The following is a 25,362-nucleotide window of genomic DNA, read 5'->3' on the forward strand; positions in this document are numbered from 1 at the left end:
CATTCGGTCAAACGGTCCAGGTGTGGATGATCAGCGCGTTCTCCTTGCGGTGAAGCAGCTGGATATCCAGCACGTCGAGCGGATTGATCGGTCGAATGCCCTCGATCAGCGACGCTTCGCCATGCCCGTAAAGCGCCTGCAGCGCAAAGCGGCACGCATAGACTTTCCCGCCTTCTTCCATGAACTTGACGAGCTGCTTGTTGAAGTTCAGGTGACCGGGAAATGCCTCGTCGCCCAGGGTCGGAAACCCGCGTTGCAGGCCGAGCGTCACGCCGGGGCCGTAGAGCAGCACCGACGTCTCGAACCCCTTGCGCTGCAGGCGCGTCGCCTGCAGAAGGTTCACGAAGCCGATCGATCCCTCGAACGCAACCGTGTGGAACGTCACGAGCGCCTTCTCGCCCGGTTCCGCCTTCACGTCTTCGAATACTTTTTCCTCGTAATCGACGAGGAAATCTCCCTTCTTGTGCAGAGGCTGATTGACTGCGGGCATGGCACGCTCCGTCTGAAAATGAGTTGAGTGAGGTTCCCGGACGCTTTCGAATCCGGGCGAGCTCATTAACGCAACGCATATGCCAACCAGGCGTAGACCCGATGCAATCACTCTCCAATCATTCAATCGAAAAATGCCGCTGCAGTCGGTCCGATCCTTGCGTGCCCCAATTCGGATCCAACTGGAACCGGCCTGTCCGGGCCGAACGGCGCACCTGACTGATGCAGCACGCGTGAACCGGTGCGCGTCTAGCGTGCATCGATGCATCAATCCGATACACGATGCGATCAATGCAATCAGTCGGCTTCGACGTGGCGATATATATATTTTCGATTAATGCGCCATGCTAACGTTTTGATGAATCGTCAAATGGAAACGGGTATGGATTACGCAATCCATCATTGGTCGAAGCGCTTGTTGGAAAGCAGGAAACCGGCCTATCTGCTGATCCCCGACCTCATCGAGGAAGACCTCGCGGCCGGCCGGCTGAAACCGCGCGACCGCCTGCCCGGGCTGCGCGATCTCGCCGGCGCGCTGAACCTGAACTACACGACGGTCGCCCGTGCTTATGCGGAAGCCCGCCGACGCGGCTTGCTCGATACACGGGCAGGAAGCGGTACGTTTGTGCGCGGCCCAACGCAAACGGTCCCGCTGTCGGGCGGCAGCAGCGTCGAGATGTCGATGAACATGCCCCCTGAACCGGCCGAGATGGTCGGCCGGCTGCAACAATCGGCAGCGGCATTATTCGCCGCAGCGGATCCTTACCAACTGATGCGATACCAGGATTTCGGCGGCACACCGGCGGATCGCGCCGCCGGCCGCGCATGGCTGGCCAATCGCCTGCCCGGCTGCAGCGGCGATACCGTGCTCGTGTGCCCGGGGATCCACAGCGCCCTCGTCGCGCTCGTCTCCCGGCTTGCGCGCCGCGGTGACTCGATCTGCCTCGATTCACTCGCTTACCCCGGCATCAAGGCCATCGCATCGCAACTGGGCGTGCAATTGCAGCCGCTGCCTCGGGACGACGACGGTCCGTTGCCGCACGCATTCGAATCGCTCTGCAGAAGCGGACAGCCCGCGGCGCTGTACTGCAACCCGACCCTGCAGAATCCGAGCACGCTCACGATACCGTTCAGGCGCCGCGAAGCGCTGGCCGATATCGCGATGCGCTACAGCGTGCCCATCATCGAGGACGACGCCTATGCGATGCTGCCGCAGAGCGCACCGCCACCCCTGGCGTTGTTGGCACCCGAACTGACCTATTACGTCACCGGCATGTCGAAGAACCTCGGCGCCGGGCTGCGAATCGCTTACCTGCTGGCGCCGACGGCGCGCGAAGCGCAGCGTATCGCCGGTGCATTGCGCGCCACGACCGTGATGCCGAGCCCGTTCACGATGCTGCTGTCTACCCAGTGGATCAATGACGGCACGGCAAGCGAGATGCTGGCCGCAATCCGATCCGAGGCGCATTCGCGGCAGGCGATCGCTAGCCGCGTTCTCGGCGCATGGCCTTTCGAAGCGCATCCCGACGGTTTCCATCTCTGGTTGCCGATTCCCCGCGAGTGCCAGTGGACTGCGCCGGACCTGGCGCAATATCTGCGGAGTCGGAACGTCGCCGCCGTGGCAAGCGCGGCATTTTCGACGGACGGCGACCCGCCGGCGGCGATTCGCATCTGCCTTGGCGGGCCGCAGGATCGGGAGCGGTGTCGGGACGGCTTGCAACTCGTCGCCGACGCACTGGCCGACGCACATCATCTTTACAGTGCGGCGATGTAGCGGCGCCGGGGTCGCGGATGGATCGCACGAACCGGACGCCGTGCCGCAGGTCAACGTGTCGCCCGAATGCGCCGCATGTCCCCGCTAGCTGGGAAGCTTCAATAGGTTGTATCGATGGCTCATCCGAACTGAGTCTCGGTTCCTGGAAGTCGTCAAACACTCAACCTTCCAGGAACCCAGCCGGATGGACACGCATAAGAATGCCCGACTCACTTTCGCGCATCGACTTGAGATGGTTCAGGAGATCACCGAATCCGGTTCGAGTGTGCAGCCACGAGTTTTGTGTAGGCTACAGCTCTTGAGGGAAATGGTATGGGCGCCCCCTCCCGCGACGTACGGTGGCGTCCAATTGAGGGCAATGGGCGTGGTGATTGGGAACGCAAGCTGCCGAAACCCGTACGGAACGCTCGATGCGTGAACGGCGCCTGCGTGACTCGGCCGTTCCCGCGGATCGCCACGCCGGACGGCGTGGCGATGTTCGCCCAATGCGGCCAACGCTTAGCCCAGCGGCCAGTTCAGGAACACGATGCCGTCGTTGTAGTCGTCGTCGGTGCCGTGTTCCGAGCCGACGATCCCGAAGTACGACTTCTTGAACAGATCGACTTGCCGCGAGCCGAGCCGCGACGGCTTGCCGTTCACCGTCACGATCACGCGCACGCGCCCCTTGCCGGAGTCGAGTACCTTGGTGCCGAGGTTCTGATCCTCCACGCCCGCGCCCTTGAACGTGGCGGCGGGTTTCGGGTTGTCGTCGATATAGATGTCGATCGTCTGGTCGTTCGCCGCGTTGGTGAGCGCGGTAACGCCGAACCGGGTGTTCGGCGGCAGATTGAAGACACCGTCGCGCTCGCCGCCGACGCCGATGTTGCCCGGGGCCGGGCCCGAACCCGTGCCGGTGCCGCCGCCTTCGCCGCCCGGATTGCCCGGCGTGCCGCTACCCGCCGACGACGACTGCCCGGCCGTGCAGCCGATCGCAGAAATACTCGCATACGAATCGATGTGCATCGCACTGCCGCTACCGCTCAATGCAAGCCAGAAGATCGAGAAGTTCAAACTGCGTCAGCAGGCGGCCGAATTCCCCGAAACCTTGTGGGATCGCGAGAAAGCCAGCGTTTCGGTGGAACGCTGAGGTTCCGGCGAAGACGCGATTGCCGATTCTTCGCGCCTTCAGTCGTTCGCTTCTGAATCGAGGCCTGCGCACGCAGGCTTCATCCGAATATGCGTCAGTTGCCGTTCGTCTCTCCGGACGATTCATGTCGCGTATAGACCGCAAGACCCCACGTCAAAAGCGCGGCGAGCGCGAGCGACACCGACATCGCCAGCATTCCCGGTGCATACGAATGCGTCGTGTCCTTGAGCACGCCGACCATCCACGGGCCGACGTAGCCACCGAGGCTTCCCATCGAGTTGATGAACGCCATGCCGCCCGCCGCCGCGATCCCGGTCAGATACCGCGACGGCAGGCTGTAGAACGCCGGCCGCGCCGCGCTCAACCCGATCACCGCGAACACCATGCCGACGAGCGCAGGCAGCAGCGACGAAAAAACGACGGCGAATATCAACCCCGCGGCGGAGACGACGCACGCCAGCGCGAGATGCAGCAGGTGCCTGCCGTGACGCTCCATCAGCCTGGCCCACACGATCATGACGACCGCGGCGACGAGATACGGCACTCCCGACAGCAGGCCCACCGAGAACGTCGACAATCCGTGCCCCTTGAGCATCAGTGGCAACCAGATCGCAATGCCGTTGATGCCGATCCAATAGCAGAAGAGAATGCCGACCATGAACCAGACCCTCGCGTCGCGGAGCACGGCGCCGAAGTTCCTTTTCGGCAGTTCGGCCGATTCCCGGGCCAGGACTTCGGAGAGCGCCGCGGATTCCTCCCGCGTCAGCCAGTTGGCCTGTTCCGGTCGGTCGCGCAGGAGCCACAGGGTCAGCAGGCCGAGCAGGCACGCAGGCAACCCTTCGACGATGAAAAGCCATTGCCAGCCTTTGAGCCCCCCTGCCCCGTCCAGTTGCATGACGAACGCCGCCAGCACGCCGCCCACCACCGACGACAATGGAATCGCGACCAGAAACCACGCCAGCACGCGCACACGCCATGCTTTCGGAAACCAGCACGACAGATAGAACAGCACGCCGGGAAAGAAGCCCGCTTCGGCCGCACCGGTCAGCACGCGAAGTACGTAGAAACTGGTCGGCCCCTGGATGAACGCACAGGCGGCCGACAGCAGCCCCCAGCTGATCATGATGCGGGCCAGCCAGCGCCGCGCGCCGAACCGATAGAGTGCGAGATTGCTCGGCACCTCGAGCACGCAGTAGCCGACGAAAAACAGACCGGCGGCCATGCCGAACTGGCTACCGGTCAGGCCGAGATCGCGGTTCATCGTCAGCGCAGCAAAGCCGATGTTGGTGCGATCGATGTAATTGAAGAAATAGCCGATCGCCAGCAGCGGGACGAGACGGATCAGGTTCTTGCGCAACGCGCGCTGAAGCGCGGCGTCTTTCGTCACATCCGGCCGGTCGTGCGCAATAGAGAGCGTCGATGCCATGGGTTCACCTGAATCCGAAGAAGTGAGCGGGATTGTCGACCAGCATCTGCATGCGGCGCGTCTCGTCCGGCACGATCCGTGCGATCAGATCGACCAGGTCGCCGTCGTCCGGCATCGGATGGCTCAGGTTGACGTGCGGCCAGTCGCTGCCCCACAGAACGCGCTCGGGCGCGTGTTCGGCAAAGCGGCGCGCGACAGGCAGCGTGTCCTCGAATGGCGCCCCGGCCTTCGACATCCGGTCTGCGCCCGACAGTTTGACCCATACGTTTCCCGTATCGAGCAACGCACACAACGCCCGCACTGACGGACTGTCCGCCCCTTCGTCGATGTCGAGACGCGCCATGTGATCGATGACCACCGGCATGTCGAGCGAACGGATGAACGGCGAAAACTCGATGATGTCCTGCCCGGCCACGTGAATCGCCAGATGCCAGCCGAGCGGCCTGATGCGCGCGGCAACCGTCCCGACTGCATTCAAATCCGGACGGCCGCCGAGATGCGCAAGGAAGTTGAACCGTGCACCGCACACCCCATTCGCGTCGTACTCCGCGAGGAGCTCATCGGAATCGCCCGGCCGAACGAGTGCGACACCCTTGTAACGCCCGGCTCCGTCACGCAACGCGTCGAGCATCGGCCGATGATCGAACCCATGGCCCTGGCTCTGTACGATCACGGCGCGCGAGAAGCCGATGCGCTCGTGCAGTCGTCGCAACGCAGTTTCGGGTGCCGCAGACGGATCGAAACTGCGGTCGTCGGGCAGCGGATAGCGGTCGAACGGCCCGAACACGTGACAATGCGCGTCGCAGCTGTTTGCCGGCGGGCGCAAGACCGGGCGACGCGGCTCCGCCAGCGGCGGCGGAGAAAACTTGAGTGAATGCCCCGAGGAATTCGGAGAAGGCATGGTCATGTCGACAGATTCCTTGAAGGTAGGCGAACGGTATGGGTACCGCACCGGAGAACGCATCGTTGGGCGCGCGCGTGTGGTGCGAATCCGGCATTCATACGCACGTAGTCGGGCGCGAGATTGCGCGTGTCCGATCGAGGCGATCGAGCTGTGCGATCAAGTCTTGACTGGCAGTTCGAAATCCTGTTTTCAAGGCCGAACTGGTTGCAGATCGGGCACGCCGATCCGACACAAACCCCATCTGCATTTACGGGTCGGCTGACAGGCCGGCATCACGCAGGTACGGCGCATAGACATTGAATACCGTCAGGGAGTGGCCGGCTGCGCCCCGGCGCGTCGCGTCGAGAAGTGCGTGCTCCAAGGGCGCGACGAGCGCGACAATGAACCATGCGATGCCTGCCGGTACTGCGCTTTGATGCGGGCCGTCGCGCGTCGGCTGAGCGCGTGATTCGAAAAATCCGCGAAGCTGAAGCACCTCGTTCGACGAGGCCAGTTGGCGTTGCAGCCCCCCGGCGACATCCAGCGCGTCGCCATGCGTCTCGACCGGAATGCCCATCACGACGAGCCGCGAAGTTTCCCATCCGGCATGCTGGGTCGCCGTGGTCTCGGCAAGCGCCGTGGCCACGACGCGGCGTCGGCCCACCGTGCGCGACAGGATCCGGCGTGTCCAGGGCGTCGATTGCCTGCCCGACATCGAGCGATACGCGTCGCTTCGCAGCACGTCGACGCTCGCCAGATCGTAAAGCGCCATCCAGCGGGGCCACCCGTGCACACATACCCATCGCGAAGCCGCGATGCATCCGGGCAGCGATCGGCGCTGGGGGAAATGCTCGGTGTCGTACCAGTCGTTGAACTCGTCCTCGAGATCGGACGGTGGTTCCATCATGACCATCAACATGGCGCTCGGCAGCGTCGTGGCATCGTGCAAGCTCGTCTCCTGTTTATGCCAGTCACTGTGAACACTTTTCCCGGGATTGACCAAAACCTTTTATCGATAGAAACCTATAACCGGAATGAATAGGACCGCACGGATCTGCCGTATGCGGACCGTCTCGGCAAACGTCGAGCTATTTGGCAGGCGGCAGGTCGACCTCGAGAAACACCGCCGGAACCGAGCCGGTATTGCGCAGCGCGTGCGCGCGCGGGCCGGAAGTGGTGTAGGCCTGACCTGCCTGCGCTTCCCGCGGTGCCGGGGTGCCGTCGAGATACTCGGTCACGGTCCCGCTCAAAACATACGAGACGGACGGCCGATCGCGATGGCTGTGCATCGGTAATACGCCACCGGGCTGTATGGTGACTTCACGCATTCGCAGCTCGCGACTGCCGGCCGCCGCCAGGAACTCGGCGCTCAACGGGATCGACCCGAGCGTCTTCCCGTCGACGCCGACCCGCTGCGAGGGCAGCGCCTGCGCATGCGAGATGCTCCAGCCCAGTGCCAGTATCGCGCCGACGAGAGGGTGCCAACGCAACTTGTTCAATTTACGATGCATGATCGATTCCTCAAATGGTCTTTCATTACCCGAATGCACGCGCGCACGCATCATTGCACCGTCTTCGCGATCCACGAGTGGATCACGGCGGCGACGTCCAGGTTGTTTTTTTCCTGCATCATCAAGTGCCCGTTGCCGTGAATGCCTATTGCGTCGAGGCGCACGAATGTCGTCTTCACACCGGCCTGTTCGAGAAATGACGCCGTACAGTGGTCATAGGGCGCGTGATAGGACGCCTCGCTGGTCAACACCAGCACCGGCACATGCTGAAGATTCACGAGCTTGCGGGCTGGCTCCTTCTGGAGCCAGCATTTCGTCAGATCCCTTCCGTCTGGTGTGTCTTGCTGTTCGATCGTCAGCTGCGCCGGATCGGTGACGGGCGGGTCGTACCGAACGGGAATGTTCGTCAGCCCCCACGCGAGTTCGGGTTTCGCTTGCGTGGCGTTCTGGAACGGCGGCCCCGACGGCTCGACCGATACGATCCCCTTGACAAGCTGCGGCCTGGCGTCGGCAATCGACCAGCCGAACAGGCCCGCCTGTGAATGGACGAGCAGGATGGCGGGTCCGATCTTGTCGAGCAGCGCGGCCGCCGCATTTTTGACGAGCAGTTCACTCTGCACATTGTCGGCAAGCGACGGCACGAGTGCGGCATAGAACGCATCGAACACCGGGTCGCCACGCCGCCCGGCATCGGGCCATTGCATGTGCTTCTCCGCCTGCGGCCACCCCTTGTCGCGCTCCGGCGACGTAAAGAGGCGCTGCGCCATCGCGACATCGGTCACCCGAAACCGGCGATCGGCGTCCGTCGACCAGGACGAGCGGCCGCGATCGGGCTGATCGACCATGTAGACCACGTAACCCTGATCGACAAAGTAGTCGGCCCACCCTTTTCGCCCGTCCGCCGTGCTCATCCAGTTCGTCGCCGTCTGGCCGAGACCGTGAAGAAACACGATCGGATACCGATGCGTGATGCGTGCGGGCGCCCAGCCCTCGACATACATCTGTCCGTCCATCGTCGTCTTGCCGTCCTTCTCGACATACCGCCCGCCGACATAGAACGACGCATGCCGCGTGACTTTCGTCGGGATGAACTGCTGCGGGCCGAACTCCGCCGCCGACGCCATACCGCCTGCGGCGGACGTGATCGCCACGGCAGTCGCCAGGCAGGCCAGCGTCCGGCATCTTTTGAGATGTGTGAATATCATCGATACGTTCCTCGCTAACAATGCAAAATTGGTTAGTACTTAAGACCTTCACCCATTCGATACGACACCGGCTCGTTCGTTTGCTCGTGAAGGCGATCGGTCCATACCAGGTCGTACGGCAGGCGAGCGACAGGACCGGACTCGCCGGTCAGGACATCGACGATCGCGTCGGGCGCCGCACCAAAATTGGCGACGATCGCTGTCGCGCGGTTCGCGATACCGGACAGGTCGATCGGGCGCTCCATGTATATCGACGCGATGGTCGGCACGACGGCGGCAGTTTTCTCAAGCACGGCGAACGCCGGATCGTCCGCCCTGAAACGCGTGCTGCCTTCGCGGTACCGTGCACCGAAGAAAAAGTTCGGATGCAGCATCTCGAATGGCGTCGCCATACCGACGACGGCAAAATCCGCTTCCTCGGGACGCTGCACGACCGTGAACCCGCGCCGTCGCATTGCCTCCGCGTCGAATCCGTACACGAATACCTTCGTCATCCTCCGGCTCACCGGCAGCAGATGTCGGCCGTTCTTCAGCAGTACCTGCGAGCGATGCTGCGCGTCGAGTGCGATCCGCCTGAATTCGGCATTTCCCACGATCGACGAGGCACGGCCGGCATCGACGTACGGATCCTCGAAGAGCCCCTGCTCGAACTTCTGCGTCATGATTCGCCGCACCGCTGCATCGACCCGCGACACGTCGAGTCTTCCGCTCCTGACGAGGCCTACGACGATCTCCGGGTCGCTCGTGCCGCCGAACTGGTCGACCCCTGCGTCGATCGCCTTCACGTAGCGCCCGGCCTTGTCGAGTGCTTCGACACCCCACGGCATCGCGATGTCAGAGAACTGTGGCTTCTCGCCGGGATTCGCGCCGTTCCGGCATACCCGCGTGCAGTCGTCAGTGATCTGCCAGTCGGACAGTACGACGCCGTCGAACCCCATGCGGCCACGCAATACATCGGTCAGCATGGCTCGGTTGAATCCCATGCCAACCGATTCGACCGGTTCGGCGCTGCCGCGCACGCGAAATGGCGCCGCAGGCATGCCGTACGAAGGCATCACCGCACCGACCCGCGCGGTAAATGCGCCGGTAAACGGCATAATGTGCCGCTCGATGTTCGCCCCGTCGATATCGAGCAGGCGTCCGTAGTAGTTATGTGCGTCCGCCCCGTCGTTCATCGTCGCGCCATAGCCGACCCAGTGCTTGATGACCGACACGACGCTGCTCCGGTGAATCCCGGATTCGCCGTCCTGCATGCCGGCGACATAGGCGCGAACGAATCGAGCGGACGCCGCCGGATCGCTGCCGAATGTTCCGCTGCTGCGATGCCAGCGCGGATTGACGGCCAGATCGGCTTGCGGCGACAACGCCATCCGGATGCCGACTGCCAGGTATTCCCGGCGCACGCTGTCGGCGAACCGACGGACCAGTTCCGGATCGCCCGTCGCCGCCATGCCGACGGGATCCGGCCATTTCGTGAAGGCGCCGGCGTCGACGCTTACACCCTGTGCATACGAGAACTGGCTGCGCGGATCGCTGCTGATCGTGACGGGAATCCCGAGGCGCCCCTGCTCTGCAATCGCCTGCAGCGCGTTTTGCTGATTCGCCAGGCTCGCCGGGTCGGCTTTGAGCCGGTTCAGAAAGAATGTCACGTGCCGGTCGAGCACGAGGTGGCCGACGGCAGCCATGTCCCATACCGAGCCGGCTCCCGGCACGCCCGCCGCCTCTTTTGCCGGTGGATTCGCGTGCATCATCGCGCCGGCCTTTTCCTCGAGCGTCATTCTTGAAACGAGATCGGCAGCCCGCACCGCCGCGGGCCGGCGCCAATCCTTGTACGGCTCCAGCACGCCGCTGCGGTCCAGATCGCGGAACAGCAATCCGTCGGCGTGGATCAGCGGAATTGCACCGCCGGCGAGTTTGACCTGCTTCGAGGATTCCGGGTGCGAGGTTCCGCATCCGGACACTGCCAGAATGGAGAGCAACAGTACGCCGACTACACCAGAGATGGATCTTGATCGAATCACCTGGATTTCATCCTTTTCCGAAAGGTACTGAAGGAGAAATTCGCCGAAGTGGACTGCAACCTGCCAGTCGCTCCGGCACGATATGCGCCGCCTTGACAATCGATCGCCGAACTTCAGAAGCGATGGCTGACGCCGAGCTCCGCACCGACGAGCAGGCGCCCGACCGGCTGCGTGCCGAAGCCGAATGCATCGCCGCCCTTGTTGCTCAGTCGCACGACCGTTCCATACGTGCTCGTCCTCTTGGAAAGCGCGTACGTGTAGCCCACAGCGACCTGGGTGGCGTGATTTGCATCGATCGAGGTCTTGCCCAATGCACCGGATTCACTCACACGCGTGAAGTTGGCGCGAAAGGAAAGAAACGGATTGACGGGTACGATCACCCCGGCTTGTGCTATCAGCCGGGACGCTTCCAGATACTGGTTGCGCACCGCCGACCCCAGTAATGTCAGGTACTTGAGGTCATAGCTGACCGCAAAGCCGATGCGCTTGAGCGGCCCCTGCAGACCGTCGAATACGCCGAATGCCGCCGTGACGTTGACGGTGTCGTTCGCATAGCCGACGCGGCCGCCCGCATACCGCTTCGCCCGCTCGCCTCCACCCAGCGCATAGGCAGCCTGCGCGTAAAATCCGCCGAGACGGGGCGGCGTGTAATACGCGATCATGTTGTCGGCACGAGCCCAAAGCCCGGTCGCCTCGATGCCACTGCCGAACGCCGTCGAATAGAATTTCCCCTGGTCGGCCAGACCGCTGACGCCAAACGTGTCGAACTCCCCAAACGACGTATAGCTCGGCGTCAGATCGTGGCCCATCCGCAGTTCGCCGTAGCGGTCGATCACGCTCAACGTCGAACGCCGGTTCCAGTAGCGGGACGGATTGCCCGTGCCGTCATTGAAGTTCACCGTGCCCTCCAGCCAGGCGCGTACCTTCGTTCCTCCTCCGATATCCTCGTCCGCCCGAAAGCCGAGCCGGCTCGCGGCAAGTCCCCCGCTTCCGATCGAATAGGCGGCATCCGCCCCGTTGCCAATGCGCCTGACCGACGCGTCTGCTACGCCGAAGAGTGTCGCACTGGATTGTGCGGCGGCAGCTCCTGAAATCATCAGCATTCCGATTAACTCGATCCTTCGACTTCTCATCGACCATCCCCAGAAATTCGTATCGTTGTACTTATTGATCTGATGTCGCCAGCAGACCTTTGAGGTCCGTGCGTCGATCCTGATCGGCCATGTCACTGCATCTGCGAGCGCAAGGGACATGCCATCTGCGCCCCATCGAATCCGATCACCATGCGATCAGGCCGGTGTCGCGCAGTCGCCGGCGCAGGCATCGAACTCCGCCGAAACGTCGCTCGCCCCTGCTCGCCGACCGCGTGCCCGTTCATGGTGCGACATCGGTTTCCGGAACGTGCGCTCCGCACCGCAATCCACCGAAATGCCGGCGCGCAGAATATCTATCGTCTGCGGACGATACCCATGTCGAACTCGAACCGTATTTGCTGACAACCGCAGCTCGAGTCAGAACGATAAACGATCCCTTATTTCTCGCAATGGCGCAGTTTCATTCCTTGAAACAAGGGCGTTGACTATTATGTAGTTGCGTAAATTAATCGGCGTCATTCGCACATCGCCGTCGCTTGCGCGTTCGACACACGAGATCAATGGCGACACACGACATTCGATATGGATACCTGACGGTTCTCCGCAGTGCCGCCCAAGGTCCGGCATCGCGCAACGTGACGACACGACGCACCAATTTTCTCGCCCCTGTCGCGGCAAACAATCGAAATTGAGGAGGGTGGACAGCGTGACATGACACGCGAAGTCGTATCGGGATGCGCATACGGACAGGTCCGCACACGTCAGGTGGAAAGCTTGCGGGGGAGCACGGCGCACTCCCCTCGATCATGCACGGCGGCCCGATGGAGCCGCCATGCATGATCATCACTGCGCGGCGTTGATCTTCCGCGCAAAGGCTGCGATGGCGTCAGCCATTGCGGCCGGCTGTTCGGGTGCAAGCGCGTGGCCGGCATCCGGAATCCTCACGATCGTCACGCGATCGCCGAGCATCGACTTCAACACGTTGGAGAACCGGCGCGGCGCAACGGCGTCGTGCTCGGCTTGCAGGTCGAGAATCGGCACGGTGCCGGCCGCGAAATACGCATCGACCGGCGTCGTCTCGCGCGCATGCGATTCGGCGTCGTGCGTGGCGGCATGCCAGCCGTCGAGCCAGACCCGCGGATCGTTGCCTGGTGCGAAGAATGCCTTCTTCAGGTATTCGATCCGCTTGGCTTCCGGCAGCGAAAGGTCCCCGGCGCCGTCGATCGCCTGCCGAATCTCCGCGCTGATCGGCTTTTCCGTCGAACCGGGCGGCACCTTGCCCGCGGACGCGGCCGCGAGCACGACCCCGCGAACGAGATCGGGCCGATCGACGGCCAGCATGCGCGCCGGGAAGTTCCCCCATGCATGGCCGACGACGATCGCCGGCCCGCGATGCTCGTTCTCGATCACGGTCGCTACGTCCGCCGCGAAATCATGAACCGACAGGTTTTCCATCGGCCCCTTGCTCTGTCCGATGCCGCGCGGCTCCGGACGCAGCACGCGAAAGCCGTCCGCCACGAGCCGCGCGGCAACCACGTCGTAATCCAGACCCGAGCGCCCGAGCGACGGCAGGATCACAATCAGCGGGCCTTGCCCCTGGCGCATCACCTCGATCTGCACGTCGCCATGCCGGACGATCTCCCGATCGACCGCAGCCACGCCGGACGATGCAAAGGCGGACGCCGCCCACCACAACACGCATGCGGCGACGATGCCGCGCTTCGATACCTTCATGATTTGAATCTCCTCGTTGATTGACGAACGCATTCGCCCCTTGCTGTCCGTGCGAATACAGCTCAGCGCGTGCCGTAGACCTTGCGCGCAAAGCCCGCGATCGCATCGCTCATCGCGCGCGGCTGCTCGGGCGCCATCGCGTGCCCGGCGTCCGCGACGACCTGCACGGTCACGCGCTCACCCAGCCACGGCTTGAACACGTTAGGCACGACGACGGCGTCGTACTGTGCCTGCAGATCGAGCATCGGCACCGTTCCGCCGCCGAAATACGCATCGATCGGGGTGACGTTGCGTGCATGGGCCTGTGCCGCGTGTACCGCGGGATACCAGCCGGTCAGCCACGCACTCGGATCGTGTCCCGGTGCGAAGAATGCCTGCCGCAGGTAGGTCAGCCGCTGCGGTTCCGGCACCCGGGGATCGCCGGCGCCGTCGATCGCTTCGCGCAGGCGTCCATAGGGCTTCTCTGTCGATCCCGGCGGCAACTTGCCCGCGGAGGCCGCGGCCATCACGAGCCCGCGCACGAGGTCGGGGCGGTCGACCGCGAGCATGCGCGCGGGCTGGCTGCCCCACGCATGCCCGACGACGACGACCGGCCCGGTGTGCTCATGATCGAGCACGAGCGCGACGTCGGATGCGAATGCATGCAAGTCGAGGTCGCGCATCGGCCCCGTGCTGCGGCCGATACCTCGCGGTTGCGGACGCAATACGCGGAATCCGTCGTGCGCGAGCATGCGCGCGACCTCGTCGTAATCTTCCGCGCCGCGCGCGAGCGACGGCAGGATCACGACCACCGGGCCATGCCCTTGCGCGAGCGTTTCGATCCGGACGTCGCCCTTCGACACGAGCGTGCGTTGAACCGCGTTCGCGTCGGCGGCGGGCGTGGTGCAGGCGGCAACCGACGTCGCCAGTGCGGCGGCGAGCGCGAGCCGCGTCAGTATCTGGTTTGCTTTCATTGTCTCCTCGTGAATCGATACGGACCGTCGCCTCAAAGCGGATCGAGGCCGGTTTTCTGCAGAACGGCCACGGCGGGCGCCGTCTTCAGAAAAGCCGCGAACGCGCGCGACGCGTCGGCGGCCTGCGCATTCGCGGCGATCGCCGACGAGATCACGCTGGTCTTCTGCACGTCGGCAGGAAGCGGCCCCGCGAAGTCGATGCCCGGCGTCACCTTCAGTTCGCTGATCTGCTGCAGCCCCAGGTCGGCGTCGCCGCGCGCGAGTGCGGTGCCGACCAGTTCCTTGCCGCGAATCAGCACGCTCTTCGATTTCATCTGCTCGGCGATGCCGAGCCGGTTGAAGAGCGTGCCGACGATATAGGTGCCGCTCGCTCCTTCGGAAAAGGCAACCGATTTGGCGGAGAGCAACGCGCGACGCAGCGCGTCGTCCGTACTGATGTCGGGCACGGCGAGTCCCTTGCGCACCGCGACGCCGATCCCGGTGGCGGCGATGTCCGACAGCGTGGCCCGGTCGAATCGGCCCGCGTCGACTTCCTGCTCAAGCGCCGGCTTGATCATGAAGCAGATGTCGACCTTCTCGCCGTTGCGCAAGCGCATCGGCAATGCCTCGGCCGACTTGCCGTACGACGGCCCCCAGGCAATCTCGAGACGATGTCCCGACGATTTTTCAAACATCGGCACCAGTTGCCCGAACGCGCCGTGCAGCGCGCCGGTTGCCAGTACGTGAATGTCTTCGGCATGCGCGCCCGGCGACGCCACGCACAGCGTTACCCATGCCGCGGCGGCCACGCAAGTCCGCCAGATCGATTTTTCCTTCATGTCTCCTCCTTGAGGGTCACTGTAAGTCGAATGTGTTTTCTGTTCGTCCGCCGGGCGGCGATTCGCGGGCTGCTTCGGCTCAGCCGTAGAGCCGCCGCGGATTGCCGGCCAGCACGGCATCCGCAAGCGCCGCGTCGCCGCACAAGGCGCGAACGAACGCGAGCAGTGCGGAGTCGTCCGGGGCCGCGCCTTCGATGTTCGGATGCGGCCAGTCCGATCCCCAGATCGACCGGTCGGGTGCGGCATCGAGCAGCCGGCGCGCGAGCGGCCGCGCATCCGGCCACGCATGCGCGTCGCCGCCCGCGAATCGATCCACGCCGGACAGCTTGATCCAGCGATACGGATTGCCGAGATGCGCGATCAATGCGCCGCGTTCGTCGTCGGTCCACGGCGCTTGCAACGACGGGCGCGCCATGTGGTCGATCACCATCGGAATGTCGACCCCGGCCCACGTGTCGAGCACGGGCAGCAGTTCGGCGAGCCGGCCGTGCAGAAGCACGTGCCAGCCGAGCGCTGCAACGCGCTCCGCGGTGCGCAGCAGCTTGTCCGTGTCACGCTCGCCGGGAAGGTGCCCCATGAAGTTGAACCGGATGCCGCGCACGCCACCTTCGTGAAGCTCGCGCAACGTGCCGTCGTCCATCGTGTCGTCGACGAGCGCGACGCCGCGATAGGCGCCGCCGGTCGCGGCGATCGCGTCAAGCAATGCGGCGTGATCGTGCCGATAGCACGCGGCCTGGACGATCACGCCATGCGTGACGCCGAGCCGTTCGTGCAGCGCGAGCAAGCGCGACATCGGTGCCGCCTCGGGCAGGTACGCGGCGTCGGCCGGCACCGGAAACCGCTCCCATGGCCCGTAGATGTGCGCGTGGCAATCCCACACAGGCGCCACCGGGCCATCCTGCCGAACGTGCACCATCAGTCGCACCGTGCGGTCATGCCGCCGTCGACGACGATTTCCGTACCCGTGATGAAGCGGGCTTCGTCGGAGGCGAGGAATAGCGCGGCGTTCGCCGTGTCGCGGCCGTCGCCCATGAAGCCGAGCGGAATGCGCGCGAGCCGGCTTTCGAGCAGCTTGTCGACATCGCCGCCGGAGCGTTGACCGGCCAGACGCACCTCGACCATCGGCGTATGCAGTTGGCCCGGCACGACCGTGTTGACGCGGATGCCCTTCTTCGCGTATTCGACGGCCACCACCTTCGACAGCTGGATCACGCCGGCCTTGCAGGCGGCGTAGGCAACCTGCGCCGAGCCGGTCCAACGGATGCCGGAGGTCGACGCCGTGTTGACGATCGCACCGGCGCCCTGTTGCTCCATGACCGGCAGCACGTGCTTGCAGGTCAGGTAGACGCTCTTCAGATTGAACGCGACCTGCTTGTCCCACGCTTCCTCGGACAACGCGACCGGGCCGCCCGCGGCCGAGCCGCCGACGTTGTTCACGAGAATGTCCACGCGCCCGTAGGTTTCGCGGCACGCGTCGACCATGGCCGCGACGGCGGCGCTGTTCGTGACGTCGCACGTGTGCGCGGTAATCTCCCCGCCGAGCTCGGTGACGCGGCGGACCGTTTCGGCCATCGCGTCCATGTTGATGTCGACCGCGAAGATCTTCGCGCCCGCGGCGGCAAACAGCGCGGCCACGGCGCGGCCGTTGCCCCAGCCGGGACCGACGCAGCCCGCGCCGGTGACGATCGCTACCTTGCCTTGCAGGCGGCCCGTGCCTGCCTCGTTGATGGATGTGTCGTTCATGATGGGTGTGTTCAACCGTGTGTTGCAGGGAGTTCGGGGGCGACGCCGGCTGGCGGCGGCACGTTGAAGACCTTGATCGTCATCGAGATCAGCGTGTAGTAGCCGGCGATGCCGACGAGATCGACGACCGCGCCTTCGCCGAGCGTGTCGACGAGCGCCGCATACAACGCATCGTCGATCTCGTGGCGTTCGTGCAATTGCGTGACGAAGGCGTGGACGAGCTTCTCGTCGTGCCGGACGAACGGCGGTTCGACGCCGTCGCGGATCGCGTCGATCACGTCGATCGTCAGGCCTGCCTCGAGCGCGAACGGCTTGTGCGCAGCCCATTCGTACTCGGCGAGCCAATGGCGCCCCATCGACAGGATGACCAGCTCGGAGAGCCGGGGCGACACGCTGCTGTCATAGCGACAGTACTGGCCGAGCGCCTGCGCGCAGCCTGCAAGCTTCGGGCGATGCAGCCAGACGGCCAGCGGACCGCGCACGCCTTTGCGGGGCCCGCTGGCGATCGCGTCGTACACCTGGCGCTGCGCGTCGGACATGTGCTCGGGGGCGAGCGTGGCAATACGTTCCATGAATGAAATCACCTCGACAGAATTCAGTTGGCTTCGGCGGGCGCGCCGGACCGTTCGGCTCGTGCATCGGCAGGCACGACGCGCGCGCGCAGCATCGAGCGTCGCGCCGTGCGGCCGGTTTCGCGGTTGAACGCGGCGGAATCGAACAGCCCTTCCCAGCGGGCAATCGCGAACACCGCCATCGTGTTGCCGACCACGTTCACGAGTGCGGTCGCGGTCGCCATGACCCGGTCGATGCCGAACAGCAGGCCGAGCCCGGCGAGCGGCAACGAACGCACCGACTGCAGCGTGGCCGCCAGCTTGACGAACGCGCCGCCGGCGACGGTCGTGCCACCCTTGGACGTCAGGCTCAGGATCGCGAGCAGGCCAAGCTGCTGCCAGAGCGAGAACGGCGTGTCGGTTGCCTGTGCAATGAAGCCGATCGCGATCGCCATGTAGATGGCGGTGCCGTCCAGATTGAAGCTGTAGCCGGCCGGGAGCACGAACCCGACCACGACTTCGTCGCAGCCGGCGCGCTTCATCTTCTCGACGAGGCGCGGAAACACCACTTCGCTGGACGCGGTACCGAGCGTCAGCAGGAGCTCGTCGCGAATCAGGCGCATGATCCCGGCGAACGGCAGGCCGATCGACCAGCTGATCGCGCCGAGCACGCCGAAGACGAAGATCGCGGAGGTCGCGTAGTACAGAACGATGACCTTGAACAGGTACAGCAGCGTCACGCCGCCATAGCTGCCGACGGCGGCCGCCATCGCGCCGAACGCGCCGAGCGGCGCGAGGCGCATGATGAACGCGAGCATCCGGAACAGCACCTTCTGCGCTTCGTCGATGCCGCGCAGCACCACCGAATCGGCGCCGACCGATACGTTCAGCGCGAGCCCGGCCAGGATCGAGATGATCAGGACCTGCACGATGTCGCCTTTCGCGAACGCATCGACAAGCGTATGCGGAATGAGGCTGAGCAGATACGCAACCGCGGAGATCTCGCCGGCATTCGACGTCGTCTTCAGCGCTTCGGCACTCTCGGCGATGTTGGCGGCGTGCAGGCCCGTGCCCGGCGGAAACAGGTTGACCATCGCGAAGCCAAGCACCATCGCGATCGTGCTGACCACCTCGAAGTAGACGAGCGATTTCACGCCCATCCGGCCCAGCATCCTGAGATCCTTGACGTGCGCCATGCCCTGGACGAGCGTGCAGAAAATGATGGGCGCCAGCATCATCTTCAGGAGCGCGATGAACCCCTGTCCGAACGGTTTCATCGCGATCGCGGTCTTCGGCGCGAGCAGGCCCAGCACGATCGCGCAGGCCAGGCCGATCAGCACCTGGACGTGCAGTTTTTTCAGGCTCTTCATCAGTATTCCTTCATATTTCGGTTCGGATGGCGCTTCGATCGAACGACTAAACGCTCAGCGACGATGCGGCTGCGCGCTGCGACGCGACCGCGAATGAGGAACGGGATGGGCGGAAGGAAGAGGATGCATGGCGTCTCCGGAATCGTTATTGGGTTGAATTGCTATCTAACCGCAGCATAGAATCTGGCGTCTTCTTTGACAAAGACCTTATGAACATGTATTTCTATGCCACGCCGGCATAGCTCAAAACCGAAATGGACATTCGAGAACTGCGCAGTTTCATTCACGTCGCACGCGCCGGCAGCTTCAGCCGCGCGGCGGCGGAGCTGTATATCGCGCAACCGGCGCTGAGCCGCCAGATCGCCAAGCTCGAGGAAGAAATCGGCGTCGCGCTGTTCACCCGCTACGGACGCGGCGTCCGCTTGACGGCCGCGGGTTCGCGGCTCCTCGAGCATGCGGAGATGATCACACGAATGGTCAGCGAAACGGCCGATCAGGTGCGTGCCAGCGCCGACACCGAACGCGGCTATCTCGCGGTCGGCCTGCCGCCGACGATCGGCCGGCTGATCGGCACCGATCTCGTGCGCGACTTTCATGCACGCTGGCCCGGCGTGTCGCTGCACGTTCGTGAGGGGCTCAGCAATTCGCTGCAGGAATGGGTGCTCGATCGGCGCGTCGATCTCGCCGTCGTCTACAACCAGCCGCCCCTCGATGCGTTCGATGTCGTTCCCCTTTTCAGCGAACCGTTGATCGTCGTCGCGCCGCCGGACGCGGCACCCGTGCGAAAGGCGCTGAGCATTCGCGATCTCGCGAGCATGCCGCTGATCCTGCCCGGCCTGCCGCACAGCAACCGCCGACTGATCGACCAGGCCGCCGTTCAGCACGGCGTGCGGCTGCGCGTCGCGTTCGAAATAGACAGCGTGGCGCTGACCAAGCAGCTCGTGCGCGCGGGCGTCGGCTATTCGCTGCTTACCTACGTTGCGATCCAGGAAGAACTGGCGCGCGGCGAGCTGAAAGCCATTGCGATCGAACGGCCCGCAATCCGCTCGACCGTATCGATCACCACGTTGCGCGAAAACCGCCCGTCGCGTCTGGTCGACGCATGGATCCGCATGCTCAAGGACACGCTGTTCCGCTTTACGCGCGAGCAGACCTGGAGCGATCAGGTCGTATGGCTCGCATCGGACTCCTGAACCCCGCGTGCCGGCCATGTGTGCGCGGCCGGCGCGGCGACGCATTCGACGCTGTCCCATCTCCCCACCCTCGCGAGCCACTGCACCATGCGTGAATCCCGCCCGTCGCACTCGTCAGACGCAACCGAACGCGGCCCGTCGTCGACGGTCTCGAACCGCTCGCTCGAACGCGGGCTCGACGTGCTGCGCGCGTTCGGCTCCGGCGCGACGCTGCTCGGCAACGGCGACCTCGTCGAACTCACGGGCCTGCCGAAGGCCACCGTCACCCGGCTCGCCCGCACGCTCGTCGAAGCCGGCTATCTCGAACACGATCCCGTGCATCGCGGCTACCGGCTCGGATTGCCGGTGCTCGGCCTCGCGCATGCGCTCAGGAGCGGTTCGACGGTGCTGCAGGCGGCCGCGCCGCGGCTGCGCGAGACGGCCCAGGCGCTGCACATCAACGTCGGCATCGCCGGCCCCGACCGCGACGACATGGTCTACCTCGAATCGATCCGCTACAGCCCGCGTGCGTCGCTTCGCACCGTCGTCAGCGGCCAGCGCGTGCCGATGGCGCTGACGTCGCTCGGCCGCGCGTTTCTTGCGTCGCTGCCGGGCGCCGATTACGCGCGTCAACTCGCCAAACTCGAGCCGCATCGCGCATCGTGGCCGCGCATCCGTGCCGAGATCGACGACGCCGTCGCAGCGGTGCACGCGCAAGGATTCTGCGTCGCGAGCTGGCAGCCGGAAGTCGTCGCGCTCGCGACGCCGCTCGAGATTGCGGGCCACCGCACGCTCGCGCTCAACTTCAGCGTGCGCACGCTCGATGCCCCGTCAGCCGTCGCCGCCCGCCTGTCGGCGGCATTGCTGGCATTGCGCGACGACATCGTCGCCGCGACGCTGCGCCTCGACAGCTGACGCGACGATCGGCTCCCCCCTGCATCAGCGTTCGCGAATCGCGCGAGCCGGGATGCCGAGCACGACGGCGAGCCCGCCGAGCACCGACACGATCGCGACCGTGTAGAGGCCGATCGCGCTGCTGCCGAATTGGGTCGACGTGTAGCCGATCACAGACGGTGCCGCAATGCCGCCGAACTGGCCCAGACTGCTGATCAGGCCAATCCCGCTCGCGGCCACGGTGCTCGACAGATACGCGGGCGGAATCGTCCAGAACAGCGACAGCATCCCGAGATAGCCGGCCGTCGCGATGGTGAGCAGCACGATGAGTGCGGCCGGCTGCGACGCGGCGGCCGGCAGCAGCGCGACGCCGAGCGCGGCCAGCGCGGCACTGCCCATGAAATGCCAGCGCCGTTCCAGCTTGCGGTCGGAGTGCCGGCCGAGCAGATACATCGCGACCGCACCGAACACATAAGGAATCGCCGACAGCAGCCCGATGTACCAGAAGTTCGTGATGCCGCTCTTGCGAATCACGCTCGGCGCCCACACATGCACGACGATGCTCGCCCAGGGCACGCTGAAATACGCGAACGCCAGTAAGTAGAACTTCGGCTCCTTCAGCGCATCCCAGATCGAGCCGTGCGCGTGCGATGCCTTCAGCGCCGCGTCGTGTTCGAGTTCGCGCAGCAGCAGCGCCTTCTCATCCGCGCTCAGCCATTTCGCGTGCTCCGGGCGATCGGTCAGATAGACGTACGCGAACAGGCCGGCCACGACCGACGGTAACCCTTCGATCACGAACAGCCACTGCCATCCCTTCAGGTGAAGCACACCCGACAGGTTGTTCAGGATGAAACCGGATACCGGCCCGCTGACGATGCCCGATACGCAGATCGCCGTCATGAACAATGCGGTCACGCGGGCGCGCCGCGCCGATGGGAACCAGTACGTGAAGTACAGGATGACGCCGGGAAAAAAGCCCGCCTCCGCCGCGCCGAGCAGCACCCGCGCGATGTAGAACTGGGTCGGCGTCTGCACGAACGCGGTGCCCGCGGACACGAGCCCCCAGAGCGCCATGATCCGCATCAGCGTCTTGCGCACACCGACACGTGCGAGCCACAAATTGCTCGGCACCTCGAAAATCATGTAACCGACGTAGAACAGCCCGACACCGAGGCCGAATGACGCTTCAGTCAGACCAATGTCGCGCGAGAACTGCAGATGCGCGAAGCCGATATTGGCGCGATCGATGTAAGCGAATACGTAACAGATGAAGAGGAACGGCAGCAGCCGTTTCGTCACCTTGGCATAAACCGCGTCGAGTGCCGGCCGGTCAGCGCCGCTTCGCTCGAGCGATTCCGTTGCAATGGCGGGTTGCATCTTGTCTCCAGTCTTGTTGAACGCGCCGCGACACCAAATCGGGTTTTGTCCGGTCGCGGTGAAGTTGATTATCGGCGGCTGGCGGCCAGCCGCAACCATGCCGTTTCACTGGATGAAACAAACCTGCGTGGCTGACAGTTTCATTCAGTGAAACGACGTTGATGGCAGCCGCATGCGTTGGCGCTACGCTTGCTGCAAGCGGATCGGCCTTCGCGCATCGCGCCGCGCACTGCCGATTCATCGCACCGCTCGTTTTCGACGCAGGAAGAAACCATGCAAACCATCGACGTCACGATTCAATCGAATATCGCGACCCTTACCCTGAACCGCCCCGACAAGCGCAACGCCGTCAGTGACGCGATGCGCACCGAGCTCATCGATGCGCTCGAATCGCTCGCACGGGCGCCGGAAGTTCGCGCCGTCATCATCACCGGCAGCGGCAAGGGTTTCTGCGCTGGCGGCGACATCGCCGGGATGGCGCAGCGCATGGATGCGCCGCCCGATGAAGTCGCGTTCAACGGGTGGTCGCGCCAGCAGCGTGTGCATCACGCCGTTTCGCTGCTGCACACGATGCCGAAGCCGACGATTGCCGCCGTCAACGGCGCCGCAGCCGGGCTCGGCGCCGACATGGCGCTGTCGTGCGATTTCGTGATCGCCTCGGAAGCGGCGACGTTCGTGTGGAGCTACATCAAGCGCGGGCTGATTCCCGACGGCGGCGGCCTGTATTTCCTGCCGCGGCGGGTCGGGCTCGCGGCCGCCAAGGACCTGATTTTCAGCGGTCGCAAGGTCGACGCACGCGAGGCGCACGCGTTGGGCATCGCCGACCGGATCAGCGCGCCCGACACGCTGCTCGCCGACGCCACCGCGTGGGCGAGCGAGCTGATCCAGGGCTCGCCCACCGCGCTTGCGCTCGGCAAGGCGATCCTGAACCAGAGCTACGAACTGTCGGCCGCGCAGGTGCTGTCGCAAGGCAGCCAGGCGCAAGCGATCTGCTACACGAGCCGCGAGCACCGCGATGCCGTGCGCGCATTCCTCGACAACGTGCGCTGAGCGCCGACAGGAGCCTCCGATGAACGCCATCGAAAAATTGATGCGGCCGGCCCGCGTCGCCGTCATCGGCGCGTCCGCCGATCCCGCGAAGACCGCCGGCCGACCCATCGCCTACTTGCAAAAACACGGGTTCGGGGGAGACATCTACCCGGTCAATCCGCGCTATCCGTCGATTGCCGGCCTGCGCTGCTACGAGGACGTCGAAGCGCTGCCGCACGCACCCGACGTCGGCATCGTGCTGCTCGGCGCCGAGCGCGCGCACCTCGCGGTCGAGGCGCTTGCGAAACGCGGGACCGCCGCCGCGATCGTGCTCGCGAGCGGCTACGCCGAAACCGGCGAAGCCGGCGCACGCCGCCAGGCACAACTGAAGGAAGCGGCCGGCTCGATGCGGGTGCTCGGGCCGAACACGATCGGCGTCGTCAACCTCACGGATCGCGTCACGTTGTCCGCGAGCGGCGCGCTGGACACCGACGGCTTCGCCGTCGGCGGCGTGAGCGTCGTGTCGCAGAGCGGCGGCATTCTGGGTGCGCTGCTGTCGCGCGCCGCCAATCGCGGCATCGGCCTGTCGAAGCTCGTGTCGACCAGCAACGAAGTCGATCTCGACGTGAGCGACTTCATCGATTACTTCATCGACGACGATGCAACCTCCGTGATCGCGCTGTACCTCGAAGGGCTGCGCGATCCCGCGCGGTTTCGCGCGGCCGCGCGCCACGCGGCGCGTGCGGGCAAGCCGATCGTCGTGTACAAGATCGGACGATCGGAGTCCGGCGCGCGCTCGGCCGTCTCGCACACCGGCGCGCTCGCCGGCGAGGACCGGATGTACGACGCGCTGTTCCGCGACGCGGGCGTGATTCGCGCGCAGACGTTCGGCGATCTGCTCGACATGCCGAACGCCTTCGCGGCCGGCCGCACGCTGCGCGGCACGCGCGTCGCGATTCTCACGTCGACCGGCGGCGCGGGCACGCTCGTCGCCGACAACCTGGGGCTGGCCGGCTTCGACACGCCGGCGCCCGATGCGGACACGGCTGCCGCGCTACGCGCGCTGCAGTCCGGCGATCACGCGGTGCTCGACCGCAATCCGATCGACGTGACGCTCGCCGGCCTGCAGCCCGGGCTGCTGCGCCGCGCGATCGAGACGCTCGCGGCCAGCCCTTCATACGACGCAGTTGCCGTGATCGCCGGTTCGTCGAGCATCGGCATGCCCGAGCTGATGGCCGGCGCCGTGCGCGATGCGTTGCCCGGCACCGACAAGCCGGTGGTCGCATTCGTGAGCCCGCATGCGCCGGCCGTCACGCATGCGATGAACCGGCTCGGCGTGCCGGCGTTCGTGTCGCCCGAGAGCGTCGCGAGCGCGATGGTCGCGATGCGGGACGCCGGCCTCTGGCGCGCGCGGGCGGCCGCGCCCACGCTCGATGCGGTTGGCGCGGCAACCGGCATCGACGTGCCGGACCTGCCGCGCGGGCCGCTCGACGAAGCGCAGGCGAAGGCGCTGTTCGCACGCTTCGGCGTGACGCCCGTGCGCGAGTGCGTCGTGCGCAATGCAGCGGATGCCGAGCAGGCGGCACGGCATCTCGGCGATCGCGTGGTGCTGAAACTGCTGTCGAACCGCGTCACGCACAAGAGCGACATTGGCGGCGTCGCGGTCGGCGTGCATGCCGATGCGATCGGCGAACGGCTCGGACGCATGCGTGCCGACGTCGAGACCGGCGCGGGGTTCGTGCCGGACGCGTTCCTCGTGCAGGAAATGATTGCGGGCGGCGTCGAGATGATCGTCGGCCTGCATCGCGACCCGCTCGGCATCGCGATCCTGCTCGGGATGGGCGGCGTGACCGCGGAGATATTCAACGACACGGTGTTGCGGATGCTGCCGGAGGACGCGCCGCTGTCGCGCGACGACGCGCTCGACATGATCCGCGCGCTTCGCACGTGGCCGTTGCTCGACGGGTATCGCGGCCGCCCGAAGGCGGACGTCGACGCGCTCGCCGACGCGCTCGTCGCGTTCTCGCGGATGGCGCGCCAGCTCGGCGCGCGGCTCGTCGAAGCCGAAATCAATCCGTTGTTCGTGCTCGATGCCGGCCACGGCGTGCGGGCAGCCGACGGCGTCGCCGTGCTGGCCTGACGGCGAGCGCGCCGCAGCGGCACAAGCGTTGGGGCAGGCGCGCTGAGTCACG

Annotated in this window: 22 protein-coding genes and 1 pseudogene; 6 read left to right on the forward strand and 17 right to left on the reverse strand. The window is 65.1% G+C overall.

Annotation, left to right across the window (positions count from 1 at the left end):
• Window positions 1-7: 7 nt before the first annotated feature.
• Complete coding sequence (locus tag BTE28158_RS20690; protein ID WP_059599615.1) at window positions 8-490, reverse strand: MSMEG_0572/Sll0783 family nitrogen starvation response protein; 483 nt, start codon at window positions 488-490, stop codon at window positions 8-10.
• 381 nt (window positions 491-871) lie between these two features.
• On the opposite strand from BTE28158_RS20690, the gene BTE28158_RS20695 reads away from it, so the two are divergent.
• Complete coding sequence (locus tag BTE28158_RS20695; protein ID WP_151047769.1) at window positions 872-2,263, forward strand: aminotransferase-like domain-containing protein; 1,392 nt, start codon at window positions 872-874, stop codon at window positions 2,261-2,263.
• A 498-nt stretch (window positions 2,264-2,761) separates the two neighbouring features.
• Here BTE28158_RS20695 and BTE28158_RS20700 read toward each other — a convergent pair.
• Window positions 2,762-3,139, reverse strand: a pseudogene (locus BTE28158_RS20700) (fucose-binding lectin II); the annotation flags it as partial.
• 118 nt (window positions 3,140-3,257) lie between these two features.
• Here BTE28158_RS20700 and BTE28158_RS32820 point away from each other — a divergent pair.
• Complete coding sequence (locus tag BTE28158_RS32820) at window positions 3,258-3,389, forward strand: hypothetical protein (protein ID WP_275404664.1); 132 nt, start codon at window positions 3,258-3,260, stop codon at window positions 3,387-3,389.
• Between the two features lie 94 nt (window positions 3,390-3,483).
• Here the strand turns inward: BTE28158_RS32820 and BTE28158_RS20705 are convergent, their stop codons facing one another.
• The 14 genes from BTE28158_RS20705 to BTE28158_RS20770 form a co-directional block, all read right to left on the reverse strand.
• Window positions 3,484-4,815 carry an MFS transporter gene (locus tag BTE28158_RS20705; RefSeq protein ID WP_151047764.1) on the reverse strand — a complete coding sequence of 444 codons (1,332 nt, stop codon included), beginning with the start codon at window positions 4,813-4,815 and terminating at the stop codon, window positions 3,484-3,486.
• 4 nt (window positions 4,816-4,819) lie between these two features.
• On the reverse strand, window positions 4,820-5,779 hold the full coding sequence (locus BTE28158_RS20710) for an amidohydrolase family protein (protein ID WP_239007361.1): 960 nt from the start codon (window positions 5,777-5,779) through the stop codon (window positions 4,820-4,822).
• A 187-nt stretch (window positions 5,780-5,966) separates the two neighbouring features.
• A complete protein-coding gene (locus tag BTE28158_RS20715; RefSeq protein ID WP_151047762.1) occupies window positions 5,967-6,647 on the reverse strand; it encodes a hypothetical protein in 681 nt (226 codons plus the stop codon).
• Window positions 6,648-6,786: 139 nt separating this feature from the next.
• Window positions 6,787-7,284 (reverse strand): cupin domain-containing protein, encoded by a 498-nt coding sequence (locus tag BTE28158_RS20720; protein WP_244108021.1) that lies wholly within the window; start codon window positions 7,282-7,284, stop codon window positions 6,787-6,789.
• Entirely contained in the window at window positions 7,260-8,297 is a 1,038-nt protein-coding gene (locus tag BTE28158_RS20725) for an alpha/beta hydrolase (RefSeq protein ID WP_151047791.1), read from the reverse strand. The genes BTE28158_RS20720 and BTE28158_RS20725 overlap by 25 nt, the downstream gene beginning before the upstream one ends.
• 149 nt (window positions 8,298-8,446) lie before the next feature.
• Complete coding sequence (locus tag BTE28158_RS20730; RefSeq protein WP_151047760.1) at window positions 8,447-10,393, reverse strand: glycoside hydrolase family 3 protein; 1,947 nt, start codon at window positions 10,391-10,393, stop codon at window positions 8,447-8,449.
• 155 nt (window positions 10,394-10,548) lie between these two features.
• Window positions 10,549-11,688, reverse strand: coding sequence for a porin (locus BTE28158_RS20735; RefSeq protein WP_151047758.1), 1,140 nt, complete (start codon window positions 11,686-11,688; stop codon window positions 10,549-10,551).
• Between the two features lie 684 nt (window positions 11,689-12,372).
• Entirely contained in the window at window positions 12,373-13,263 is an 891-nt protein-coding gene (locus BTE28158_RS20740) for an alpha/beta fold hydrolase (protein WP_151047756.1), read from the reverse strand.
• Between the two features lie 62 nt (window positions 13,264-13,325).
• Window positions 13,326-14,216, reverse strand: a complete 891-nt coding sequence (locus BTE28158_RS20745) for an alpha/beta fold hydrolase (protein WP_124901905.1) — start codon at window positions 14,214-14,216, stop codon at window positions 13,326-13,328.
• A gap of 32 nt (window positions 14,217-14,248) precedes the next feature.
• Window positions 14,249-15,034, reverse strand: a complete 786-nt coding sequence (locus BTE28158_RS20750) for a substrate-binding domain-containing protein (RefSeq protein ID WP_151047754.1) — start codon at window positions 15,032-15,034, stop codon at window positions 14,249-14,251.
• Window positions 15,035-15,113: 79 nt separating this feature from the next.
• Window positions 15,114-15,950 carry an amidohydrolase family protein gene (locus BTE28158_RS20755; RefSeq protein ID WP_151047752.1) on the reverse strand — a complete coding sequence of 279 codons (837 nt, stop codon included), beginning with the start codon at window positions 15,948-15,950 and terminating at the stop codon, window positions 15,114-15,116.
• A complete protein-coding gene (locus tag BTE28158_RS20760) occupies window positions 15,950-16,777 on the reverse strand; it encodes an SDR family NAD(P)-dependent oxidoreductase (protein ID WP_059599627.1) in 828 nt (275 codons plus the stop codon). Before BTE28158_RS20760 ends, BTE28158_RS20755 begins: the two co-directional genes overlap by 1 nt.
• 11 nt (window positions 16,778-16,788) lie before the next feature.
• Window positions 16,789-17,349, reverse strand: a complete 561-nt coding sequence (locus BTE28158_RS20765) for a carboxymuconolactone decarboxylase family protein (protein ID WP_059599628.1) — start codon at window positions 17,347-17,349, stop codon at window positions 16,789-16,791.
• A gap of 23 nt (window positions 17,350-17,372) precedes the next feature.
• A complete protein-coding gene (locus tag BTE28158_RS20770) occupies window positions 17,373-18,698 on the reverse strand; it encodes a cation:dicarboxylate symporter family transporter (RefSeq protein WP_059599629.1) in 1,326 nt (441 codons plus the stop codon).
• A 254-nt stretch (window positions 18,699-18,952) separates the two neighbouring features.
• On the opposite strand from BTE28158_RS20770, the gene BTE28158_RS20775 reads away from it, so the two are divergent.
• Both BTE28158_RS20775 and BTE28158_RS20780 read left to right on the forward strand, forming a co-directional pair.
• Window positions 18,953-19,891: a LysR family transcriptional regulator gene (locus BTE28158_RS20775; RefSeq protein WP_124901899.1), complete on the forward strand. Its 939-nt coding sequence runs from the start codon at window positions 18,953-18,955 to the stop codon at window positions 19,889-19,891.
• Window positions 19,892-19,978: 87 nt separating this feature from the next.
• Window positions 19,979-20,785, forward strand: coding sequence for an IclR family transcriptional regulator (locus tag BTE28158_RS20780; RefSeq protein ID WP_151047750.1), 807 nt, complete (start codon window positions 19,979-19,981; stop codon window positions 20,783-20,785).
• Between the two features lie 24 nt (window positions 20,786-20,809).
• Here BTE28158_RS20780 and BTE28158_RS20785 read toward each other — a convergent pair whose 3' ends face one another.
• Entirely contained in the window at window positions 20,810-22,141 is a 1,332-nt protein-coding gene (locus tag BTE28158_RS20785; RefSeq protein ID WP_059599633.1) for an MFS transporter, read from the reverse strand.
• A 273-nt stretch (window positions 22,142-22,414) separates the two neighbouring features.
• On the opposite strand from BTE28158_RS20785, the gene BTE28158_RS20790 reads away from it, so the two are divergent.
• Both BTE28158_RS20790 and BTE28158_RS20795 read left to right on the forward strand, forming a co-directional pair.
• Complete coding sequence (locus BTE28158_RS20790) at window positions 22,415-23,191, forward strand: enoyl-CoA hydratase/isomerase family protein (RefSeq protein ID WP_151047747.1); 777 nt, start codon at window positions 22,415-22,417, stop codon at window positions 23,189-23,191.
• A 19-nt stretch (window positions 23,192-23,210) separates the two neighbouring features.
• On the forward strand, window positions 23,211-25,310 hold the full coding sequence (locus BTE28158_RS20795; protein WP_151047745.1) for an acetate--CoA ligase family protein: 2,100 nt from the start codon (window positions 23,211-23,213) through the stop codon (window positions 25,308-25,310).
• Window positions 25,311-25,362: the final 52 nt, after the last annotated feature.

Source organism: Burkholderia diffusa (genome assembly GCF_902499115.1).
Lineage (GTDB): Bacteria > Pseudomonadota > Gammaproteobacteria > Burkholderiales > Burkholderiaceae > Burkholderia > Burkholderia diffusa.

Bases quoted from the DNA above. Each gene is read 5' to 3' on its own strand.
- BTE28158_RS20690 (WP_059599615.1), bottom strand. From the start codon at position 490: ATGCCCGCAGTCAATCAGCCTCTGCACAAGAAGGGAGATTTCCTCGTC.
- BTE28158_RS20695 (WP_151047769.1), top strand. From the start codon at position 872: ATGGATTACGCAATCCATCATTGGTCGAAGCGCTTGTTGGAAAGCAGG.
- BTE28158_RS32820 (WP_275404664.1), top strand. From the start codon at position 3,258: ATGTGCATCGCACTGCCGCTACCGCTCAATGCAAGCCAGAAGATCGAG.
- BTE28158_RS20705 (WP_151047764.1), bottom strand. From the start codon at position 4,815: ATGGCATCGACGCTCTCTATTGCGCACGACCGGCCGGATGTGACGAAA.
- BTE28158_RS20710 (WP_239007361.1), bottom strand. From the start codon at position 5,779: ATGCGTTCTCCGGTGCGGTACCCATACCGTTCGCCTACCTTCAAGGAA.
- BTE28158_RS20735 (WP_151047758.1), bottom strand. From the start codon at position 11,688: ATGTCCCTTGCGCTCGCAGATGCAGTGACATGGCCGATCAGGATCGAC.
- BTE28158_RS20740 (WP_151047756.1), bottom strand. From the start codon at position 13,263: ATGAAGGTATCGAAGCGCGGCATCGTCGCCGCATGCGTGTTGTGGTGG.
- BTE28158_RS20745 (WP_124901905.1), bottom strand. From the start codon at position 14,216: ATGAAAGCAAACCAGATACTGACGCGGCTCGCGCTCGCCGCCGCACTG.
- BTE28158_RS20750 (WP_151047754.1), bottom strand. From the start codon at position 15,034: ATGAAGGAAAAATCGATCTGGCGGACTTGCGTGGCCGCCGCGGCATGG.
- BTE28158_RS20755 (WP_151047752.1), bottom strand. From the start codon at position 15,950: ATGGTGCACGTTCGGCAGGATGGCCCGGTGGCGCCTGTGTGGGATTGC.
- BTE28158_RS20760 (WP_059599627.1), bottom strand. From the start codon at position 16,777: ATGAACGACACATCCATCAACGAGGCAGGCACGGGCCGCCTGCAAGGC.
- BTE28158_RS20765 (WP_059599628.1), bottom strand. From the start codon at position 17,349: ATGGAACGTATTGCCACGCTCGCCCCCGAGCACATGTCCGACGCGCAG.
- BTE28158_RS20770 (WP_059599629.1), bottom strand. From the start codon at position 18,698: ATGAAGAGCCTGAAAAAACTGCACGTCCAGGTGCTGATCGGCCTGGCC.
- BTE28158_RS20775 (WP_124901899.1), top strand. From the start codon at position 18,953: ATGGACATTCGAGAACTGCGCAGTTTCATTCACGTCGCACGCGCCGGC.
- BTE28158_RS20780 (WP_151047750.1), top strand. From the start codon at position 19,979: ATGCGTGAATCCCGCCCGTCGCACTCGTCAGACGCAACCGAACGCGGC.
- BTE28158_RS20785 (WP_059599633.1), bottom strand. From the start codon at position 22,141: ATGCAACCCGCCATTGCAACGGAATCGCTCGAGCGAAGCGGCGCTGAC.
- BTE28158_RS20790 (WP_151047747.1), top strand. From the start codon at position 22,415: ATGCAAACCATCGACGTCACGATTCAATCGAATATCGCGACCCTTACC.
- BTE28158_RS20795 (WP_151047745.1), top strand. From the start codon at position 23,211: ATGAACGCCATCGAAAAATTGATGCGGCCGGCCCGCGTCGCCGTCATC.